The sequence below is a fragment of the Streptomyces sp. NBC_00306 genome (assembly GCF_036169555.1).
Lineage (GTDB): Bacteria > Actinomycetota > Actinomycetes > Streptomycetales > Streptomycetaceae > Streptomyces > Streptomyces achmelvichensis.
In genome coordinates this window covers 1,278,353-1,296,857 of the sequence record NZ_CP108032.1, presented here as the reverse complement: position 1 = coordinate 1,296,857, position 18,505 = coordinate 1,278,353, and the positions used below count along the sequence as shown (strand labels likewise).

General features: G+C 71.6%; 16 protein-coding genes. 13 read left to right on the top strand and 3 right to left on the bottom strand.

Annotation, left to right across the window (positions count from 1 at the left end; translation table 11 throughout):
- The first annotated feature begins 20 nt into the window (after positions 1-20).
- From OHA05_RS05730 to OHA05_RS05695, 8 genes are all read left to right on the top strand, one after another.
- A complete protein-coding gene (locus OHA05_RS05730; protein WP_328859994.1) occupies positions 21-1,130 on the top strand; it encodes a quinone-dependent dihydroorotate dehydrogenase in 1,110 nt (369 codons plus the stop codon).
- On the top strand, positions 1,127-1,972 hold the full coding sequence (gene pyrF, locus OHA05_RS05725; RefSeq protein WP_328859993.1) for an orotidine-5'-phosphate decarboxylase: 846 nt from the start codon (positions 1,127-1,129) through the stop codon (positions 1,970-1,972). The genes OHA05_RS05730 and pyrF overlap by 4 nt, the downstream gene beginning before the upstream one ends.
- A 279-nt stretch (positions 1,973-2,251) precedes the next feature.
- Positions 2,252-2,575, top strand: a complete 324-nt coding sequence (locus OHA05_RS05720; protein ID WP_005319887.1) for an integration host factor — start codon at positions 2,252-2,254, stop codon at positions 2,573-2,575.
- Positions 2,576-2,613: 38 nt separating this feature from the next.
- Positions 2,614-3,195 carry a guanylate kinase gene (gmk, locus tag OHA05_RS05715; RefSeq protein WP_313947485.1) on the top strand — a complete coding sequence of 194 codons (582 nt, stop codon included), beginning with the start codon at positions 2,614-2,616 and terminating at the stop codon, positions 3,193-3,195.
- Between the two features lie 53 nt (positions 3,196-3,248).
- On the top strand, positions 3,249-3,521 hold the full coding sequence (gene rpoZ / locus OHA05_RS05710; RefSeq protein ID WP_028814064.1) for a DNA-directed RNA polymerase subunit omega: 273 nt from the start codon (positions 3,249-3,251) through the stop codon (positions 3,519-3,521).
- 79 nt (positions 3,522-3,600) lie between these two features.
- On the top strand, positions 3,601-4,818 hold the full coding sequence (gene coaBC, locus OHA05_RS05705; protein ID WP_328859992.1) for a bifunctional phosphopantothenoylcysteine decarboxylase/phosphopantothenate--cysteine ligase CoaBC: 1,218 nt from the start codon (positions 3,601-3,603) through the stop codon (positions 4,816-4,818).
- A gap of 253 nt (positions 4,819-5,071) precedes the next feature.
- On the top strand, positions 5,072-6,295 hold the full coding sequence (gene metK / locus OHA05_RS05700) for a methionine adenosyltransferase (protein WP_328859991.1): 1,224 nt from the start codon (positions 5,072-5,074) through the stop codon (positions 6,293-6,295).
- A 123-nt stretch (positions 6,296-6,418) separates the two neighbouring features.
- Positions 6,419-8,563, top strand: a complete 2,145-nt coding sequence (locus OHA05_RS05695) for a primosomal protein N' (RefSeq protein ID WP_328859990.1) — start codon at positions 6,419-6,421, stop codon at positions 8,561-8,563.
- A 123-nt stretch (positions 8,564-8,686) separates the two neighbouring features.
- Here the strand turns inward: OHA05_RS05695 and OHA05_RS05690 are convergent, their stop codons facing one another.
- A complete protein-coding gene (locus OHA05_RS05690) occupies positions 8,687-9,244 on the bottom strand; it encodes a hypothetical protein (RefSeq protein WP_313947489.1) in 558 nt (185 codons plus the stop codon).
- A gap of 250 nt (positions 9,245-9,494) precedes the next feature.
- On the opposite strand from OHA05_RS05690, the gene fmt reads away from it, so the two are divergent.
- Together fmt and OHA05_RS05680 are read left to right on the top strand one after the other, a co-directional pair.
- Positions 9,495-10,439: a methionyl-tRNA formyltransferase gene (gene fmt / locus OHA05_RS05685; protein WP_328859989.1), complete on the top strand. Its 945-nt coding sequence runs from the start codon at positions 9,495-9,497 to the stop codon at positions 10,437-10,439.
- Positions 10,440-10,471: 32 nt separating this feature from the next.
- Positions 10,472-11,905 (top strand): RsmB/NOP family class I SAM-dependent RNA methyltransferase, encoded by a 1,434-nt coding sequence (locus OHA05_RS05680; protein ID WP_313947491.1) that lies wholly within the window; start codon positions 10,472-10,474, stop codon positions 11,903-11,905.
- A gap of 139 nt (positions 11,906-12,044) precedes the next feature.
- On the opposite strand, the gene OHA05_RS05675 is transcribed toward OHA05_RS05680, so the two are convergent.
- Positions 12,045-12,578 carry an SMI1/KNR4 family protein gene (locus OHA05_RS05675; protein ID WP_328859988.1) on the bottom strand — a complete coding sequence of 178 codons (534 nt, stop codon included), beginning with the start codon at positions 12,576-12,578 and terminating at the stop codon, positions 12,045-12,047.
- A 101-nt stretch (positions 12,579-12,679) separates the two neighbouring features.
- Entirely contained in the window at positions 12,680-14,821 is a 2,142-nt protein-coding gene (locus OHA05_RS05670; protein WP_313949086.1) for an MMPL family transporter, read from the bottom strand.
- A gap of 158 nt (positions 14,822-14,979) precedes the next feature.
- Between OHA05_RS05670 and rpe the strand changes: the two genes are divergently transcribed.
- The 3 genes from rpe (at position 14,980) to OHA05_RS05655 (ending at position 18,397) form a co-directional block, all read left to right on the top strand.
- Positions 14,980-15,666 carry a ribulose-phosphate 3-epimerase gene (gene rpe, locus OHA05_RS05665; RefSeq protein ID WP_313947493.1) on the top strand — a complete coding sequence of 229 codons (687 nt, stop codon included), beginning with the start codon at positions 14,980-14,982 and terminating at the stop codon, positions 15,664-15,666.
- Between the two features lie 135 nt (positions 15,667-15,801).
- Positions 15,802-16,785 (top strand): sugar-binding transcriptional regulator, encoded by a 984-nt coding sequence (locus OHA05_RS05660; RefSeq protein WP_313949087.1) that lies wholly within the window; start codon positions 15,802-15,804, stop codon positions 16,783-16,785.
- 169 nt (positions 16,786-16,954) lie between these two features.
- Entirely contained in the window at positions 16,955-18,397 is a 1,443-nt protein-coding gene (locus OHA05_RS05655; RefSeq protein ID WP_328859987.1) for a GuaB1 family IMP dehydrogenase-related protein, read from the top strand.
- Positions 18,398-18,505 lie beyond the last annotated feature (108 nt).

Below are 18,505 nucleotides of genomic sequence, written 5' to 3'. Positions count from 1 at the left end.
AGGCCCTTGAGGACACCACCATGTACACGTTCTTCTTCCGTCTCGTCTTCCGGCGGATGGACCCGGAGCAGGCGCACCATCTGGCGTTCCGCTGGATCCGGCTGGCAGCCCGCGTCCCCGTTCTGCGCACCTTCGTCGCCGCCGTGCTCGCGCCCCGTCACAAGGAGCTGCGCACCGAGGCGCTCGGACTGCGTATGCACGGGCCGTTCGGACTCGCGGCGGGGTTCGACAAGAACGCCGTCGCCATCGACGGCATGTCGATGCTCGGCTTCGACCACATCGAGATCGGCACGGTCACGGCCCAGGCCCAGCCGGGCAACCCCAAGCAGCGCCTCTTCCGGCTCGTACCGGACCGCGCCCTGATCAACCGGATGGGGTTCAACAACGAGGGCTCGGCCGCCGTCGCCGAACGTCTCGCGACGCGGAAGGCCGTCTTCCGGACCACCGTGGGCGTCAACATCGGCAAGACCAAGGCAGTCCCCGAGGAGGAGGCGGTCGGCGACTACGTGACCTCCACCGAGCGCCTGGCCCGCCACGCCGACTACCTCGTCGTGAACGTCTCCTCGCCGAACACCCCCGGCCTGCGCAATCTCCAGGCCACCGAGGCGCTGCGCCCGCTGCTCACCGCCGTACGCGAGGCGGCCGACCGCACCGTCACCGACCGCCGCGTCCCGCTGCTCGTCAAGATCGCTCCGGATCTGGCGGACGAGGACGTCGACGCCGTCGCCGACCTCGCCGTGGAACTCGGCCTCGACGGCATCATCGCCACCAACACCACCATCGCCCGCGAGGGCCTCGGGCTCACCTCCGACCCGGCCCTGGTCAAGGAGACCGGCGGACTGTCCGGCGCCCCGGTCAAGGCGCGCTCGCTGGAGGTGCTGCGACGGCTGTACGCGCGCGTCGGCGACCGGATCACGCTGGTGGGAGTCGGCGGCATCGAGAACGCCGAGGACGCCTGGCAGCGCATCCTCGCCGGTGCCACGCTCGTCCAGGGCTACAGCGCCTTCATCTACGAGGGCCCCCTGTGGAGCCGCGCGATCCACAAGGGCCTGGCCGCCCGCCTGGCCACCAGCCCCTACGCCACCCTCGCCGAGGCCGTCGGCGCCGACACCCGAAAGGCGAACGCATGAGCCCTCTGGAACCCTTCGGCACCCGGCTGCGGACTGCGATGGACGAGCGCGGGCCGCTGTGCGTCGGGATCGACCCGCACGCCTCGCTGCTGAGCGAGTGGGGGCTCGGCGACGACATCGCGGGCCTGGAGCGCTTCACCCGGACGGTCGTCGAGGCGCTGGGCGAGCAGGTCGCCGTCTTCAAGCCGCAGAGTGCCTTCTTCGAGCGCTTCGGCTCCCGGGGCATCGCCGTTCTGGAGCGCGCGGTGGTGGATCTGCGCGCGGCCGGCGCGCTGGTCGTGATGGATGCCAAGCGCGGCGACATCGGCTCCACCATGGCCGCGTACGCCGAGACCTTCCTGCGCAAGGGCGCGCCCCTGTTCTCCGACGCGCTGACGGTGTCCCCGTATCTCGGCTACGGCTCGCTGAAGCCGGCTGTCGATCTCGCCCGGGAGAGCGGGACCGGACTGTTCGTCCTCGCCCTCACCTCCAACCCGGAGGGCGCGGAGGTCCAGCGCGCGGTACGCGAGGACGGCCGCAGCATCGGCGCGACGATGCTCGCCCACCTGGCCGCCGAGAACGCCGGACAGACCCCGATGGGATCGTTCGGAGCGGTCGTCGGCGCGACGCTCGGTGATCTGTCGTCGTTCGACCTCGCCGTCAACGGTCCGCTGCTGGCCCCCGGAATCGGCGCCCAGGGCGCGACGGCCGCCGATCTGCCGAAGGTCTTCGGCGCCGCGGTGCGCAATGTGGTGCCCAATGTGAGCCGGGGCGTACTGCGGCACGGACCCGACCCGGCGGCGCTGCGCGCGTCGGCCGAACGCTTCGCGGACGAGGTCCGTTCGGCCGTTTCGGGGGTTTAGAACCGCTCCGGCGCGTCGACCTGCGACCTCATCACCACTCCCGTCCGGGGCTTGTTGACAGATCTTTGGCCGAAATCAGGGGCGATATGCCCGAAAAGTCCTGGTCGATCGATGCTGACCAGGACTTTTCCGCTGTTCTCGCTGACTGGAGCGGTGATGGCCGCTAGTCTCCGTCGAAGAGCGAACGTGCAGTGCGTTGCTCGTTGCTCGCCTGGTGTGGGGCGACTAGGTTCCTCACCGGTCCGTATCCGACAGTTCGACATCCGAGGTGACGTAGGCGTGGCTCTTCCGCCCCTTACCCCTGAACAGCGCGCAGCCGCGCTCGAAAAGGCCGCCGCGGCTCGCCGGGAGCGGGCCGAGGTCAAAAATCGACTCAAGCACTCCGGCGCCTCGCTCCACGAGGTCATCAAGCAGGGCCAGGAGAACGACGTCATCGGCAAGATGAAGGTCTCCGCCCTGCTCGAGTCCCTGCCCGGCGTCGGCAAGGTCCGCGCCAAGCAGATCATGGAGCGGCTCGGCATCTCCGAGAGCCGCCGAGTGCGCGGTCTCGGCTCCAACCAGATCGCCTCTCTCGAGCGCGAGTTCGGCGGCGGTGCCGCCTGACGTTTCCGGGCACCCCCGGGAACCTGGATAATCGCTGCATGGCAGCAGAGGTACGTCCGCGGCTGACCGTGCTCTCCGGCCCCTCCGGGGTCGGTAAGAGCACGGTCGTCGCGCATATGCGCAAGGTCCACCCCGAGGTCTGGCTCTCGGTGTCGGCGACCACCAGAAAGCCGCGTCCCGGCGAGCGTCACGGCGTTCAGTATTTCTTCGTCTCCGACGAGGAATTCGACAAGCTGATCGCCAACGGTGAGCTGCTCGAATGGGCCGAGTTCGCGGGCAACCGCTACGGCACGCCGCGCCGTGCCGTGCACGACCGCCTGGAGGCGGGCGAGCCCGTCCTGCTGGAGATCGACCTCCAGGGCGCGAGGCAGGTGAAGGAGTCCATGACGGACTCCCAGCTGGTCTTCCTCGCCCCGCCCAGCTGGGACGAGCTGGTCCGCCGTCTCACCGGCCGCGGTACCGAGTCGACCGAGGTGATCGAGCGCCGGCTGACGGTCGCGAAGGTCGAGCTGGCCGCCGAGTCGGAGTTCGACACCACACTGGTCAACACCTCCGTCGAGGACGTGTCGCGCGAGCTGCTAGCCTTGATGGCGGTGTCTTCTTCGGATTCCGGGCAGTGAGTTCCGGGTCCCAGCACCGTTTTCGCTTTTTCCCATCTGTCGGAAGGTAGAGCGTGTCCTCTTCCATTTCCACGCCCGAGGGCATCATCAACCCGCCGATCGACGAGCTGCTCGAGGCCACGGACTCGAAGTACAGCCTCGTGATCTACGCGGCCAAGCGCGCGCGTCAGATCAACGCGTACTACTCGCAGCTCGGCGAAGGCCTGCTCGAGTACGTCGGTCCGCTCGTTGACACCCACGTCCACGAGAAGCCGCTCTCGATCGCCCTGCGCGAGATCAACGCGGGTCTGCTGACCTCCGAGGCCATTGAGGGTCCGGCCCAGTAAGTCGTAGCGGTACTTTCATCCCAGGCCCGGCGGAACATCCGCCGGGCCTGTGGTGTGTCATGGGAGGGAAGCGAGCCGAATGCGGGGAGACGCAGTGGACAAGCCGAAGGTCGTTCTGGGGGTCAGCGGTGGCATCGCCGCGTACAAGGCGTGCGAGCTGCTGCGGAGGCTGACCGAGTCGGGCCACGACGTACGGGTGGTGCCGACCGCGTCCGCCCTGCACTTCGTCGGCGCGGCGACCTGGTCGGCGCTCTCCGGTCACCCCGTCTCGACCGAGGTCTGGTCCGACGTCCACGAGGTCCCGCACGTCCGCATCGGCCAGGGTGCCGACCTCGTCGTGGTGGCGCCCGCCACCGCCGACATGCTGGCCAAGGCCGCGCACGGGATCGCCGACGACCTCCTCACCAACACCCTCCTCACCGCCCGCTGTCCCGTGGTCTTCGCCCCCGCGATGCACACGGAGATGTGGGAGCACCCCGCGACCCAGGAGAACGTGGCGACGCTCCGGCGCCGTGGCGCCGTGGTCGTCGAGCCCGCGGTGGGACGGCTGACCGGGGTCGACACCGGCAAGGGCCGGCTGCCCGACCCGGGCGAGATCTTCGAGGTGTGCCGCCGGGTGCTCGCCCGCGGCGCGGCCGAGCCGGATCTGGCCGGCCGCCATGTCGTCGTCAGCGCCGGCGGCACGCGCGAGCCGCTCGACCCGGTCCGGTACCTGGGCAATCGCTCCTCCGGCAAGCAGGGGTACGCCCTCGCCCGGACGGCCGCGGCCCGCGGTGCCCGGGTCACGCTCATCGAGGCCAATACCGGGATGACCGATCCCGCGGGGTGCGATGTCGTCCACGTCGGCACGGCCGTGCAGCTGCGGGAGGCCGTGATCAAGGCCGCCGCGGACGCCGACGCGGTGGTGATGGCCGCCGCGGTGGCCGATTTCCGGCCCGCCGCCTACGCCTCCGGCAAGATCAAGAAGAAGGACGGGCAGGAGCCCGCGCCCATCGCTCTGGTCCGCAACCCCGACATCCTCGCCGAGATCAGCCACGAACGGGCCCGAGCCGATCAGGTGATCGTGGGCTTCGCCGCCGAGACCGACGACGTCCTCGCCAACGGCCGCGACAAGCTCCGCCGCAAGGGCTGCGACCTGCTCGTGGTCAACGAGGTCGGCGAGCGCAAGACCTTCGGCTCGGAGGAGAACGAAGCGGTGGTCCTCACCGCGGACGGCGGCGAGACACCCGTGCCGTACGGGCCCAAGGAGGCCCTCGCGGACATCGTCTGGGACCTGGTGGCCCCCAGGCTCGGATGAATTCTTGATGGCGGATCGACAGCTGGGCGAAAATCGGCCAAACCCGGCGTACCGGCGGTGAAATCCGGCCCTCCTGCCCTGCTGTCACCCCTCCGCCGCAGGTGAGAGTGGTCCCATCGGACTCCCACGGAGCGAGACAGGTGGACTGCCGGAGGAGGTCGACGGATAAACTGCCCATGGAACGTCGCGGGGCGCAGCCCCCTGCCGGTCCGCCAATGATCAGCCAGCAGCCGCTGCAACCCCAGGGAGCGATGTGTCCCGCCGTCTCTTCACCTCGGAGTCCGTGACCGAGGGTCACCCCGACAAGATCGCTGACCAGATCAGCGACACCATCCTCGACGCACTGCTGCGCGAGGACCCGACGTCCCGCGTCGCCGTGGAGACCCTGATCACCACCGGCCTCGTGCACGTCGCCGGCGAGGTGACCACCAAGGCCTACGCCGACATCCCCACGCTCGTGCGCAACAAGATCCTCGAGATCGGTTACGACTCCTCGAAGAAGGGCTTCGACGGCGCGTCCTGCGGAGTCTCGGTCTCCATCGGCGCGCAGTCGCCGGACATCGCGCAGGGTGTCGACACGGCGTACGAGAAGCGGGTCGAGGGTGCCGCCAAGGGTGAGGAGGGGGACGAGCTCGACAAGCAGGGCGCCGGCGACCAGGGCCTGATGTTCGGCTACGCCTGCGACGAGACGCCCGAGCTGATGCCGCTGCCGATCCACCTGGCGCACCGGCTCTCCCGCCGTCTGTCCGAGGTCCGCAAGAACGGGACGATCCCGTACCTGCGCCCCGACGGAAAGACCCAGGTCACCATCGAGTACGACGGCGACAAGGCGGTCCGTCTGGACACCGTCGTCGTCTCCTCGCAGCACGCGTCGGACATCGACCTGGACTCGCTGCTCGCTCCCGACATCCGTGAGTTCGTCGTCGAGCACGTGCTGAAGCAGCTCGTCGAGGACGGCATCAAGCTGGACACCGACGGCTACCGCCTGCTGGTCAACCCGACCGGCCGCTTCGAGATCGGCGGCCCGATGGGCGACGCCGGCCTCACCGGCCGCAAGATCATCATCGACACCTACGGCGGCATGGCCCGTCACGGCGGCGGCGCCTTCTCCGGCAAGGACCCGTCCAAGGTCGACCGCTCGGCCGCCTACGCCATGCGCTGGGTCGCGAAGAACGTCGTGGCCGCCGGCCTCGCCGCCCGCTGCGAGGTCCAGGTCGCGTACGCGATCGGCAAGGCCGAGCCCGTCGGTCTCTTCGTCGAGACCTTCGGCACCGCGACGGTCGACGTCGAGAAGATCGAGCAGTCCATCGGGGAGGTCTTCGACCTCCGTCCGGCCGCGATCATCCGCGACCTGGACCTGCTGCGCCCGATCTACGCGCAGACGGCCGCGTACGGACACTTCGGCCGCGAGCTCGCGGACTTCACCTGGGAGCGCACGGACCGCGTGGACGCGCTGCGTACCGCCGCGGGTCTGTAGCCCCCGTATCTCCCGCACGGCCCGAGGCCCGGCACCCTTCAGGGGGCGCCGGGCCTCGGCCGTGCGCCTGGGCCGCACCACGGCCCGGGCCCGCTGTCGGTGGCATCTGGTAGGAATTTGGCTGTGAGCAGCGACAACGAGCAGCCCGACGAGCCCGCCGCCGGTGGGCCGGAGCAGCTTGCGCTCATCCGGGAGACCGTCCGCAAGGCCAACGTGCCCAAGGCCAAACCGCGGACCTGGCGGGGAGCCGCGCTCGCCCGGGACCTGCCCGTGGCGCGGGTGATGGTCAACAAAGGCGTGCTGCACCTCGACCAGTACTTCGACTACGCCGTGCCCGAGGAGCTCGACGCCGACGCGCAGCCGGGAGTGCGGGTGCGCGTGCGCTTCGGCGCCGGGGCGCACCGGGTGCGCGACGGACGGCGCGAGGGCGGCGGTCTGATCGACGGCTTCCTCATCGAGCGGCGTGCCGAGAGCGACTACGGCGGGGCGCTCGCCGCGCTCGCCTATGTCGTCTCGCCCGAGCCCGTGCTCGGCCCGCAGATGCTGGCCCTCGCGCGTGCGGTCGCCGACCGGTACGCGGGGAGCCTCGCGGACGTGCTCCAGCTCGCAATCCCGCCGAGGAACGGACGGGCCGAGTCCAAGCCGTCGCCCGACCCGCTGCCCGCACCGCCGGTCCCGGAGCCCGGCAGCTGGACGCGGTACGGCCGGGGGCCCGCGTTCCTGGCGGCGCTGGCATCGGGCGGAACCCCCCGGGCCGTGTGGACCTCGCTGCCCGGGCCCGGCTGGCCCGACGAGCTGGCGCGCGCCGTCGCCGCCACCCTCGCCTCGGGCCGCGGCGCCCTGGTGGTCGTGCCGGACGGGCGGCGCGCGGCGCGGGTCGACGCCGCGCTCACCGAGCTGCTGGGTGCCGGCCGGCATGCGCTGCTGACCGCCGAGTCCGGGCCCGAGAAGCGGTACCGCCAGTGGCTCGCCGTGCGCAGAGGCTCCGTGAAGGCCGTCGTCGGGACGCGGGCCGCGATGTTCGCCCCCGTGCAGGATCTCGGACTGGTAGCCGTCTGGGACGACGGCGACTCCAGCCACAGCGACGAGAACGCCCCCTTCCCGCACGTCCGAGAGGTACTGGAGCTCCGCGCCACCCACGAGACCTGCGCGTTCCTGCTGGGCAGCACCAGCTGCACGGTGGAGGCCGCCCAGCTGGTCGAGAGCGGCTGGGCGCTGCCGCTGGCCGCCGACCGGGAGCAGGTGCGCAGCGCCGCGCCACTGGTCCGTACGGTCGGCGACCAGGACCTGGCACGGGACGAGGCCGCCCGGGCCGCGCGGCTGCCCAGCGTTGCCTGGCAGGCCGTGCGCGAGGGGCTGAAGAGCGGACCGGTGCTGGTGCAGGTGCCCCGGCGCGGCTACGCGCCGCGCCTCGCCTGCGAGCGGTGCCGTACCCCGGCCCGGTGCCGGCACTGTTCGGGACCTCTCGAAGCACCGGACGCGCGCGATCTGACCTGCCGCTGGTGCGGGCGCGGCGCCACGGAATGGCACTGCGTGGCCTGCGGAGGCACGCGGCTGCGGGCGAGCGTCGTGGGTGCACGGCGCACCGCCGAGGAGCTGGGCCGGGCCTTTCCCGCTGTCCCGGTGCGCACCTCGGGCCGCGATCATGTGCTGGACACCGTCCCGGCGCGGCCCGCGCTGGTGGTGAGCACCCCGGGTGCCGAGCCCGTCGCCGAGGGCGGCTACGCGGCGGCACTGCTGCTCGACGGCTGGGCGATGCTGGGGCGGCCCGATCTGCGCGCCGGCGAGGACGCGCTCAGACGCTGGATCGACGCGTCGTCCCTGGTGCGCGGCCAGAGCGAGGGCGGCACCGTGGTCGTCGTCGCCGAACCGACCCTGCGGCCCGTCCAGGCGCTCGTCCGCTGGGACCCCGTCGGTCATGCCCAGCGGGAACTGGCCGAGCGGGCCGAGCTCGGATTCCCGCCCGTGTCGCGGATGGCGGCCGTGACCGGCCGGGCGGACGTCGTGGCGGCCTTCATCGCGACGGCCGGGCTTCCACCCGATGTGGAGGTGCTGGGCCCCGTACCGCTGCCGGCCGCGGACCCCGGCCGGCCGCGTCGACCGGGCGATCCGCCGGTGGGGGAGACCTGGGAGCGGGCGTTGCTGCGTGTCCCGCCGGGCAGCGGGGCGGCGCTCGCGGCCGCTCTGAAGGCGGCGCAGGCGGCCCGGATGGCACGCGGGGGTACGGACCAGGTCCGGATCAGGATCGACCCCCCGGACATCGGCTGAGGGCCCGCCCCGGGCGGCGCCCGGCCTTTCGCTGCCGCGCGTCCCGCCGCACCCGTGGTCGTACGTGACGACAGACGGCTGCCCCCGTCCTCGCGGGCGGGGGCAGCAGCCGGGGGCGGAGGATCAGCCGTTGCGCGGGCCGGGGAAGGCGCTCGGGCGGGCCTCCTCCCGGAGGGATTGGCTGGTGGCCGTCGGCTGCGGCGGCATGGTGCGGGCGGCGGGCACCGCGGGCAGTCCCGGCGTCGGCAGCCCCGGCGAGGGGATTCCCGGCGGCGGGAGCGTGCGCGTCGTCGTCTCCACGGCGTGGTCCCCGTCGACGGCCGCCTGCTGCGTGGCCCTGCGGGCGCCGTACCGGCGGTGGACGGCCTGCTTGGTGACTCCGAGCGCCGAACCGACCGCGTCCCACGAGAAGCCCAGCGAGCGGTCGAAGTCCACCGCCGCCGTCACCAGCGTCTCGACGCTGTCCCTCAGCTCCTGGGCGAGACGGACGGTCGGCGCGGGAGCCCTGCCGTAGACGACGAAGCCCGCGGAGGGGCCGGAGCGGCGGGGCCGGTAGACATTGCCCAGCTGCGCGGTGAGCGTGCGCAATGCGTCCACCTGCCGGCGGACCCGCTCGATGTCCCGCACCAACAGATGCAGACTCGCCCGGGCTTGGGCGTCGTGGGTTGCGTGGTCGGCCATTGGCAAGCCTCTCGAACCGGCGTTGAAAAGGGGGTGGGCCGCATCCTGGCGGCCCGCTTCGGTCAATCTCTCTTGACCAACGCGCCAGCGGGCGATGTGGTCACGCCTCGGGGGCGTGGACGCGTATGCGCGGGGCGCGCGGTGGTCCGTACGCCCCCTGCGTCAGGGGCCCATAGACTGGTGTGCTGCTCGTCGACGCACGCGTCGCCTCCCCACCGCACCATCCAGCCTGAGAGGCAGTCAGCCACCCATGAAGCTCGTCTTCGCAGGCACCCCCGAGGTCGCCGTACCCGCCCTGGACGCCCTGATCGCCTCCGGGCGGCACGAGGTGGCCGCCGTCGTCACCCGGCCCGACGCGCCCGCGGGACGCGGACGGCACCTGGTCGCCAGTCCGGTCGCGCAGCGCGCCGAAGAGGCCGGGATCGAGGTGCTCAAGCCGGCCAAGCCGCGGGACGAGGATTTCCTGGCCCGGCTGCGGGAGATCGCGCCCGACTGCTGCCCCGTCGTCGCGTACGGCGCGCTGCTGCCGAAGGTCGCCCTCGACGTGCCCGCACGCGGCTGGGTGAACCTGCACTTCTCGCTGCTCCCGGCCTGGCGCGGTGCCGCGCCCGTGCAGCACGCCCTGCTCGCCGGCGACGACATGACGGGCGCCGCCACCTTCCTGATCGAGGAGGGCCTCGACTCGGGCCCGGTCTACGGCGTGATCACCGAGCAGGTGCGGTCCACCGACACCAGCGGCGATCTGCTCACCCGGCTCGCGTTCGCCGGCGCCGGGCTGCTCTCGGCGACCATGGACGGCATCGAGGACGGCAGCCTGCGCGCCGTGCCGCAGCCCGCGGAGGGCATCTCCCTGGCGCCGAAGATCACCGTCGAGGACGCCCGCGTCGACTGGCGGGCCCCGGCGCTGCGGGTGGACCGCGTCATCCGTGCCTGCACCCCGGCGCCGGGCGCCTGGACGGAGTTCCGCGGCGAGCGGCTCAAGATCGTGAACGCGCGGCCGGCCGCCGACCGCACCGACCTCGCACCCGGTGAACTCGCGGCCGGCAAGAACAACGTCCACGTCGGCACCGGGTCCCACGCCGTCGAGCTGCTCTGGGTCCAGCCGCAGGGCAAGAAGCCGATGCGCGCCGCCGACTGGGCCCGCGGCGTGCGCATCGCCCCCGGTGAGCACGTAGGAGTCGCCGACGTAGGCTGAGGGGGTTGGACCCATTCGATCGCGGAGCACCTTTGAACGAGCAGGCACGTCGCCGTACCCCCAAGCCCTACCGCCGCCCGAAGAAGGATCCGGTGCGGATCCTCGCCTTCGAGGCACTGCGGGCCGTCGATGAGCGGGACGCGTACGCCAACCTCGTCCTGCCGCCGCTGCTGAAGAAGGCTCGCGAGCAGGGCGACTTCGACGCGCGGGACGCGGCGCTGGCGACGGAGCTGGTGTACGGGACGTTGCGCCGGCAGGGCACCTACGACGCGATCATCGCCACCTGTATCGACCGGCCGCTGCGTGAGGTCGATCCGCCGGTGCTCGATGTCCTGGCGCTCGGTGCCCACCAGCTGCTCGGCACCCGTATTCCGACGCACGCCGCGGTCTCGGCGAGTGTGGAGCTGGCGCGGGTGGTGCTCGGCGACGGGCGCGCCAGGTTCGTCAACGCCGTGCTGCGCAAGATCTCGCAGGACGACCTCGACACCTGGGTGGAGCGCGTCGCCCCGCCCTACGACGAGGACGCCGAGGACCATCTCGCGGTGGTGCACTCCCACCCGCGGTGGGTCGTCTCCGCACTGTGGGACTCGCTCGGCGGTGGCCGCGCCGGCATCGAGGACCTGCTGGAGGCCGACAACGAGCGTCCCGAGGTGACCCTCGTCGCCCGGCCCGGCCGCTCCACGACGGACGAGCTGCTGGCGGCGGTGGGCGAGGAGTCCGGGCTGCCGGGCCGCTGGTCCCCGTATGCCGTACGGATGGCGGAGGGCGGCGAGCCGGGCGCGCTGGAGGCGGTACGCGAGGGCCGGGCGGGCGTGCAGGACGAGGGCAGCCAGCTCGTCGCGATCGCCCTGGCCGGTGCGCCGCTGGAGGGTTCCGACGAGCGCTGGCTCGACGCGTGCGCGGGTCCCGGCGGCAAGGCGGCCCTGCTGGCGGCGCTCGCGGCGCAGCGTGGTGCCTCGCTCCTGGCCGCCGAGAAGCAGCCGCACCGCGCGCGCCTGGTGGAGCGGGCGCTGGCGGGCAACCCCGGCCCGTACCAGGTCATCGCCGCGGACGGCACACGCCCGCCGTGGCTGCCCGGCACGTTCGACCGGGTGCTCGTCGACGTCCCGTGCACGGGCCTCGGCGCCCTGCGCCGCCGCCCGGAAGCCCGCTGGCGCCGCCGCCCCGAGGACCTGGAGGGCTTCGCACCCCTCCAGCGCGCCCTGCTGCGCGAGGCGCTGAGCGCGGTCCGGGTCGGGGGAGTGGTGGGGTACGCGACGTGCTCGCCGCACCTCGCGGAGACGCGGGTGGTCGTCGACGACGTCCTGCGCGGCCGCGGAGGCGACCCGGTCGAGGCGGAACTCCTGGACGCGAGGCCCCTGATGCCGGATGTCCCGGCACTCGGCGAGGGCCCGGACATCCAGCTGTGGCCGCATCTGCACGGCACGGACGCGATGTATCTGGCGCTGCTGAGGCGCACGGGGTGAGGTGTGCCGGGCTGTGACGTCGCGGAGTGAGTGACTGATTCTCCTTTGATCGGTCACCGCCCGACCGATCGGCCGCGGACACGCTCCGGGTACGTGTCCGCCTCATCGCTCGTGAGTAGCTGCGAAATCCGGCGCTGCGTCACACCCCACCGAGGCGGCGGAACTCATGTGCGGCGCGGGGGAACGATGAAGCGAGGATGGCCGACCGCAGCTCTCCGTCGAGGCAGGACGCGAGGAATCGCGTGCACGACACGGAGAAATGCTCCCATCGGTCGCCGCGCGCCTCGTTCACCATGACGGTCCATTCGTCCGGCTCGAGGCCCGGCCGGACAAGCCAGTAGAGGCACTCTCCGTTGTCCGTGGTCGCCCACGGGACGACGTGGGCTCCGTCGGGCTCCAGTTCCGCCGGCTTCTTCTCGAATTCCCACAGGCCTTCCAGGTCTTCGGCCTGGTTCTCCGCCCATGCGATCAGGTCGTAGTTCTCGTTGGGGCAGCCGGGTTCCAGGACGTACAGGTAGTCGTCCCAGTTGCTTCCTCCGTAGACGTGGACGAGCTCCTTGTAGTCGGCGGGGAGTCGGACCCCCAGGGTGCGCTCGACCGCGCCCCAGTCCTTGCGGCGGGGCTCGCTCGGCGGTGGGGCGATGGTGAGGAGACGCGTCAGGGCGTCGGTCATGGCGGGGTCCCGTTGTCGAAGGATCACTGACGGCACTACGGATACCGCGGAGGTCCGGGGCGAGCAGACGCGGGTCCCTGCGCGCATGAGCGAGAGCTGCGTCAGACCTTCGCCGGTTCCTCCTCCGCCGTTGCCGGGGGCTCCTTCGGATCCTCCTCGCGCGACATGGGGTGCGGCCACCACACTCTCGGGCCCGCGTCCAGGAACAGCGACGTGACCAGGACCGAGCGGACGACGAACGTGTCCAGCAGGACGCCGAGCGCCACCGCGAAGCCGATCTCGGCGAAGGCGACGATGGGGAGGGTGCCCAGCGCCGCGAATGTGCCTGCCAGGACCAGGCCCGCCGAGGTGATCACCGCGCCGGTGGCGGCGAGACCCGTCACCACGCCCGCTCGCGTGCCCTGGTGGCCGGCCTCCTCGCGGATACGGGTGGACAGGAAGATGTTGTAGTCGATGCCCAGCGCGACCAGGAAAACGAAGACGAACAGCGGGAAGTCGGTCGTCTCGCCCGCGAAGTCGAAGATGTAGCGGAACGCGAGCGCACTGAGCCCCAGCGCGGCGGCGAACGACAGCACCACTGTCGCGATCAGCAGCAGCGGGGCCACCAAGGCCCGCAGCAGGACCGTCAGCACCAGCAGTACGACCAGCAGGACCAGCGGGATGATCAGCAGGTTGTCGTGCCGGGTGGCGGTGTCCATGTCCAGCAGGGCGGCCGTGCCTCCGCCCACCTGCGCATCCGCGTCCGGGACCGCGTGGACCGCGTCCCGTACGCGTTCCACGGTGTCCTTCGCGGCCGCGCTGTCCGCGGGTGCGGTCATCGTCGCCTCGATCAGCACCCGGCCCTCGTGCACGGGCTTGGTGCCGGGCGGAACGGCGATGGAGGCCGGGACCACACCGGGCGTGGCCGCCACGGCCGCCCGCACCTGTCCGGCCTGTGCCGCGTCGCTGATGACGATCAGCGGGTCGCCGCTGCCCGCGGGGAAGTACGTCGCCTGGACCTCCTGCCCGACGATCGAGTCGGGCTTCTCCGTGAAGGAATCGGCGTTGCTGATGCCCTCGGCGCGCAGCTGGGTCAGGCCGATCGAGAAGGCCACCAGCACGACCGCCGTGACGGCCCAGATCGCCCGTGGCCGCCGGGCGATCCACCGGCCCATCCGTGCCCACACTCCGGACTCCGTGAGCTCGGGCGAGCCGAAGTGGGGGATCACCGGCCAGAAGATCCAGCGGCCGAAGACGACGAGCAGCGCAGGGAACAGCGTGATCATGGCGATCAGCGCCACCGCCACCCCGATCGCGGCGACCGGGCCGAGTCCACTGGTGGAGTTCATCTCGGCGAAGAGCAGGACCAGCATGCCGAGCACCACCGTGGCGCCGCTCGCCAGCACCGCCGGGCCCGCACGATGCAGCGCGAGAGCCATCGCCTCGTGCCGATCCTCGTGGCGGCGCAACTCCTCGCGGTAGCGCGCGATCAGCAGCAGGGCATAGTCCGTCCCCGCGCCGAAGACGAGGACCGTCAGAATGCCCGCGCTCTGCCCGTTGACGGTCAGACCGGCGTGCTCCGCCAGCAGGTAGATCACTGCCTGCGCGGCGGAGAGCGACGCGACGGCCGCGATCACCGGCACCAGCAGCAGCGTGGGGCTGCGGTAGGTGATCAGCAGCATCACGATCACCACGGCGAGCGCCGAGAGCAGCAGCGTCGAGTCGATGCCCTCGAAGGCCTCGGAGGAGTCGGCCGCCGTGCCGCCCGGACCCGTGACGTGCACCGCGAGGCCCGCAGCCGCTGTGCCGGTCACCCCGCGGATCGAGTCCACGGCCGGGCCGATCCGTTCCCAGCCCTTCTCGTCCATGACGATGGGGACGAAGACCTGGGCCGCCCGCGGATCAGCCGGCCGGTCCAGCACCGGGCCGCGCACCTCGTTGCCCAGCACGCCGTGCGCGCTCAGCCGCTTCAGCTCGGCGACGTCCTCGGCGATGCGCGTGCGGTCGGCCGCCGTGAGGCCGCTCTCGCGGGCGTAGACGACGATGGCCGGGATGACCTCGGGCCTGAACTCCTCGGCCTCGTGCAGGACTTGAGTGGATTCCGCGCTGCCGGGCAGCCAGGACGCGGCGTCGTTGTCCTGGGCGTCGGTGAGTTTCTGCGCCAGCGGGAACGCCAGCACCATCACCGCGAGCCAGAGCACGACCACGATCCACTTGGCGCGTCGCCCGCAGACCAGGTGGGCGACGCCCCGGCGAGGCCGCATCTGTCCCGTGTTCCCGTCCGCCATGACGCCCCCATTGGCCTCGACCCTGGCCGAAAACGCCAGGATTGCACGGACTGTGCTGATCCCGGAGCGCTTTGGTCCGGACCGGAACCCGTACCGGGGAGGGGAAGACCCCCGGAACATGGCAGGCTTGGGCCATGGCCGTACAGATCAACCCCAGTATCCTCTCCGCCGACTTCTCCCGCCTGGCGGAAGAGGCCCGGGCCGTCGAGGGCGCCGACTGGCTCCATGTCGACGTGATGGACAACCACTTCGTGCCCAACCTGACGCTGGGTGTGCCGGTCGTGGAATCCCTCAGCCGGGCGACGGACACCCCGCTGGACTGCCATCTGATGATCGACGACCCCGATCGGTGGGCACCCCAGTACATCGAGGCAGGGGCCGGATCCGTCACCTTCCACGTGGAGGCCGCCGCCGCTCCGGTACGGCTGGCCCGCGAGATCCGCGCCAAGGGGGCCCGTGCCTCGATGGCGCTCAAGCCGGCCACCCCGATCGAGCCGTACGAGGATCTGCTGCCCGAGCTCGACATGCTGCTGATCATGACCGTGGAGCCCGGCTTCGGCGGTCAGGCCTTCCTCGACATCATGCTGCCCAAGATCCGCCGCACCCGTGAGCTGATCTCCAAGCACGGACTCGCCCTGTGGCTCCAGGTGGACGGCGGCGTCTCGGACGCCACCATCGAGCGGTGCGCCGAGGCGGGCGCGGACGTCTTCGTCGCGGGTTCCGCGGTCTATGGCGCGAAGGACCCGGCCCAGGCGGTGCGCGCCCTGCGTGCCAAGGGGGAGCAGAGCATCGCCTCGGCGAGCTGGGCTTGCAACCACTGAGCCACAAGCAAGTGAACTCGGCCCTTCGGGGCTGATCGACAACCGCCGGATCTGACAGGATTGCAGATCTGGAGTGCGAACAGCAGTGAGGAGATCGCGGTGTCTGCAAGGTCGGCGGGACGGTCTGCCCTGCGGATGGGACCCGCGGAGCTGGTGCAGGCGGCGGCCATGGCCCGCCGCTTCTACCTCGAGGGCAAGTCCAAGATCCAGATCGCGGAGGAGTTCGGCGTCAGCCGCTTCAAGGTGGCGCGCGTCCTGGAGACCGCCCTGGAACGCGATCTGGTCAGGATCGAGATCCGCGTCCCGGCGGAGCTGGACGCCGAGCGCTCCGACGCCCTCCGCGCCCATTTCGGACTGCGTCACGCGGTCGTGGTCGAGTCGCCGGCGGAGGCGGCGGACGAGTCGCCGGACCCCGAGAACCTGGGCGAGGTGGCCGCCGACCTGCTCGGCGAGCTGGTGAACGAGGGCGATGTGCTGGGTCTGGCCTGGGGCCGGTCCACCATCCACATGGCGGCCGCGCTGGACCGGCTGCCGCCCTGCACGGTCGTCCAGCTCACCGGCGTCTACGACGCGGGTACCGCCGAGCGCGGCTCGGTGGAGGCGGTCAGACGCGCGGCCCAGGTCTCCGGCGGCGACGCCCACCCCATCTACGCGCCGATGCTGCTGCCCGACGCCGCCACCGCGGCCGCGCTGCGCAATCAGACCGGTATCGCCCGCGCCTTCGAGTACTTCGACAAGGTCACCGTCGCGGCCGTCTCCATCGGCTCCTGGGAGCCGGGTATCTCGACGGTGTACGACATGCTCAGCGACGAGGAGCGCGCCCGGTACGCCTCCTTCGGCGTGGCCGCCGAGATGTCGGCGCACCTGTTCGACCGGGACGGCCGACGCGTCGGCCGTGACCTGGGCGAACGCTGCATCACGGTCGAGGCCGACCGGCTGCGCCGCATCCCCGAGGTGGTGGCCATCGCGGGCGGCCAGCGCAAGGCGGAGGCCATCGCGGCCGTCCTGCGCTCCGGCCTCGTCACCAGCCTCGTGACGGACACGGCGGCCGCCGACCACCTGCTCTCGGTCCAGGCGGGGCCTCGCCCGGCGCTGGAGCGCGCGGACCCCGACGACTGACGGGAGCGGCCGGACGGACGGCCTTGGACGATCGTACGAGCCCACCCGCGCTGACCTGGAGGAATCGTCCGGGCCATGCATGCGGGTGGGCATGGGACAATGAAGTACGTGCGATTTCCCCGGCTGAGATGACCGGGGGCCAACTCCGATCGACTGGGATGATCAGCACGTGCGTTTCCTCAATGATCTGAAGCCGCCGTACGACCTGACGTACGACGACGTGTTCATGGTGCCGAGCCGCTCGGCGGTGGGCTCCCGTCTGGGTGTGGACCTCTCGTCCCCCGACGGAAGCGGCACCACCATCCCGCTGGTCGTCGCCAACATGACCGCCATCGCGGGCCGCCGGATGGCCGAGACGCTCGCCCGCCGCGGCGGGCTCGTCGTCATCCCCCAGGACATTCCGATCGAGGTCGTCACCGAGGTCATCGCCTGGGTCAAGACGCGTCACCACGTCCTGGACACCCCGATCGTGCTCGTCCCCACGCAGACCGTGGCCGACGCGCTGGCCCTGCTGCCCAAGCGTGCCCACGACGCGGGCGTGGTCGTCGACGCCGACCACCGGCCCGTCGGAGTCGTCACCGACGCCGACCTGACCGGCGTCGACCGCTTCACCCAGCTGTCCGAGGTCATGTCCAAGGACCTGTTGCTGATCGACGCGGACATCGACCCGCGCGACGCCTTCAACACGCTGGACGCGGCCAACAGGCGCTACGCCCCCGCGGTCGACCAGAACGGCCGTCTCGTCGGCATCCTCACCCGTAAGGGCGCCCTGCGCGCGACTCTCTACAGCCCTGCCGTGGATGCCCAGGGCAGGCTGCGCATCGCCGCGGCCGTCGGCATCAACGGCAATGTCGCGGGCAAGGCCAAGCAGCTTCTCGACGCGGGCGTCGACACCCTCGTGGTCGACACGGCGCACGGCCACCAGGAATCGATGATCGCCGCGATCAAGGCGGTCCGCGGACTGGACCCGCACGTGCCGATCGTGGCGGGCAACATCGTCGCCGCCGAGGGCGTGCGCGACCTCGTCGAGGCCGGCGCCGACATCATCAAGGTCGGCGTGGGTCCCGGTGCCATGTGCACCACCCGCATGATGACCGGCGTGGGCCGGCCGCAGTTCTCGGCCGTGCTGGAGTGCGCGGCCGAGGCGAAGAAGTACGGCAAGCACGTCTGGGCCGACGGCGGTGTCCGCCATCCCCGCGATGTCGCCATGGCACTCGCCGCCGGCGCGTCCAACGTCATGATCGGCTCGTGGTTCGCCGGTACGTACGAGTCCCCGGGCGACCTCCAGCAGACCGCCGACGGACGGCTCTACAAGGAGTCCTTCGGCATGGCGTCCGCGCGAGCCGTCCGCAACCGTACGAGTGAGGAATCCGCGTACGACCGGGCCCGCAAGGGGCTGTTCGAGGAGGGCATCTCCACCTCGCGCATGTTCCTCGACCCGACCCGTCCCGGCGTCGAGGACCTGATCGACTCGATCATCGCGGGCGTCCGCTCGTCCTGCACGTACGCCGGCGCCAACTCCCTGGAGGAGTTCGCCGAGCGGGCGATCGTGGGTGTGCAGAGCGCCGCGGGGTACGCCGAGGGCAAGCCGCTGCACGCCAGTTGGAGCTAGTGCCGCTCCCGGCAAGCTTTGCCCTGTCGCCCCGCCCTGCACGCCCGCTCGCTGCGTTGGCCACAAGTCCTGGTAGCTCCGCTACCAGGACTTCCGGCCGCCTTGCGA

What these genes read in the sequence shown, in the direction of transcription:
- OHA05_RS05670 (WP_313949086.1), bottom strand. Translation starts at nt 14,821, where the DNA reads ATGCGGCCTCGCCGGGGCGTCGCCCACCTGGTCTGCGGGCGACGCGCC.
- OHA05_RS05730 (WP_328859994.1), top strand. Translation starts at nt 21, where the DNA reads ATGTACACGTTCTTCTTCCGTCTCGTCTTCCGGCGGATGGACCCGGAG.
- fmt (WP_328859989.1), top strand. Translation starts at nt 9,495, where the DNA reads ATGAAGCTCGTCTTCGCAGGCACCCCCGAGGTCGCCGTACCCGCCCTG.
- OHA05_RS05660 (WP_313949087.1), top strand. Translation starts at nt 15,802, where the DNA reads ATGGGACCCGCGGAGCTGGTGCAGGCGGCGGCCATGGCCCGCCGCTTC.
- coaBC (WP_328859992.1), top strand. Translation starts at nt 3,601, where the DNA reads ATGCGGGGAGACGCAGTGGACAAGCCGAAGGTCGTTCTGGGGGTCAGC.
- gmk (WP_313947485.1), top strand. Translation starts at nt 2,614, where the DNA reads ATGGCAGCAGAGGTACGTCCGCGGCTGACCGTGCTCTCCGGCCCCTCC.
- OHA05_RS05675 (WP_328859988.1), bottom strand. Translation starts at nt 12,578, where the DNA reads ATGACCGACGCCCTGACGCGTCTCCTCACCATCGCCCCACCGCCGAGC.
- OHA05_RS05690 (WP_313947489.1), bottom strand. Translation starts at nt 9,244, where the DNA reads ATGGCCGACCACGCAACCCACGACGCCCAAGCCCGGGCGAGTCTGCAT.
- rpe (WP_313947493.1), top strand. Translation starts at nt 14,980, where the DNA reads ATGGCCGTACAGATCAACCCCAGTATCCTCTCCGCCGACTTCTCCCGC.
- pyrF (WP_328859993.1), top strand. Translation starts at nt 1,127, where the DNA reads ATGAGCCCTCTGGAACCCTTCGGCACCCGGCTGCGGACTGCGATGGAC.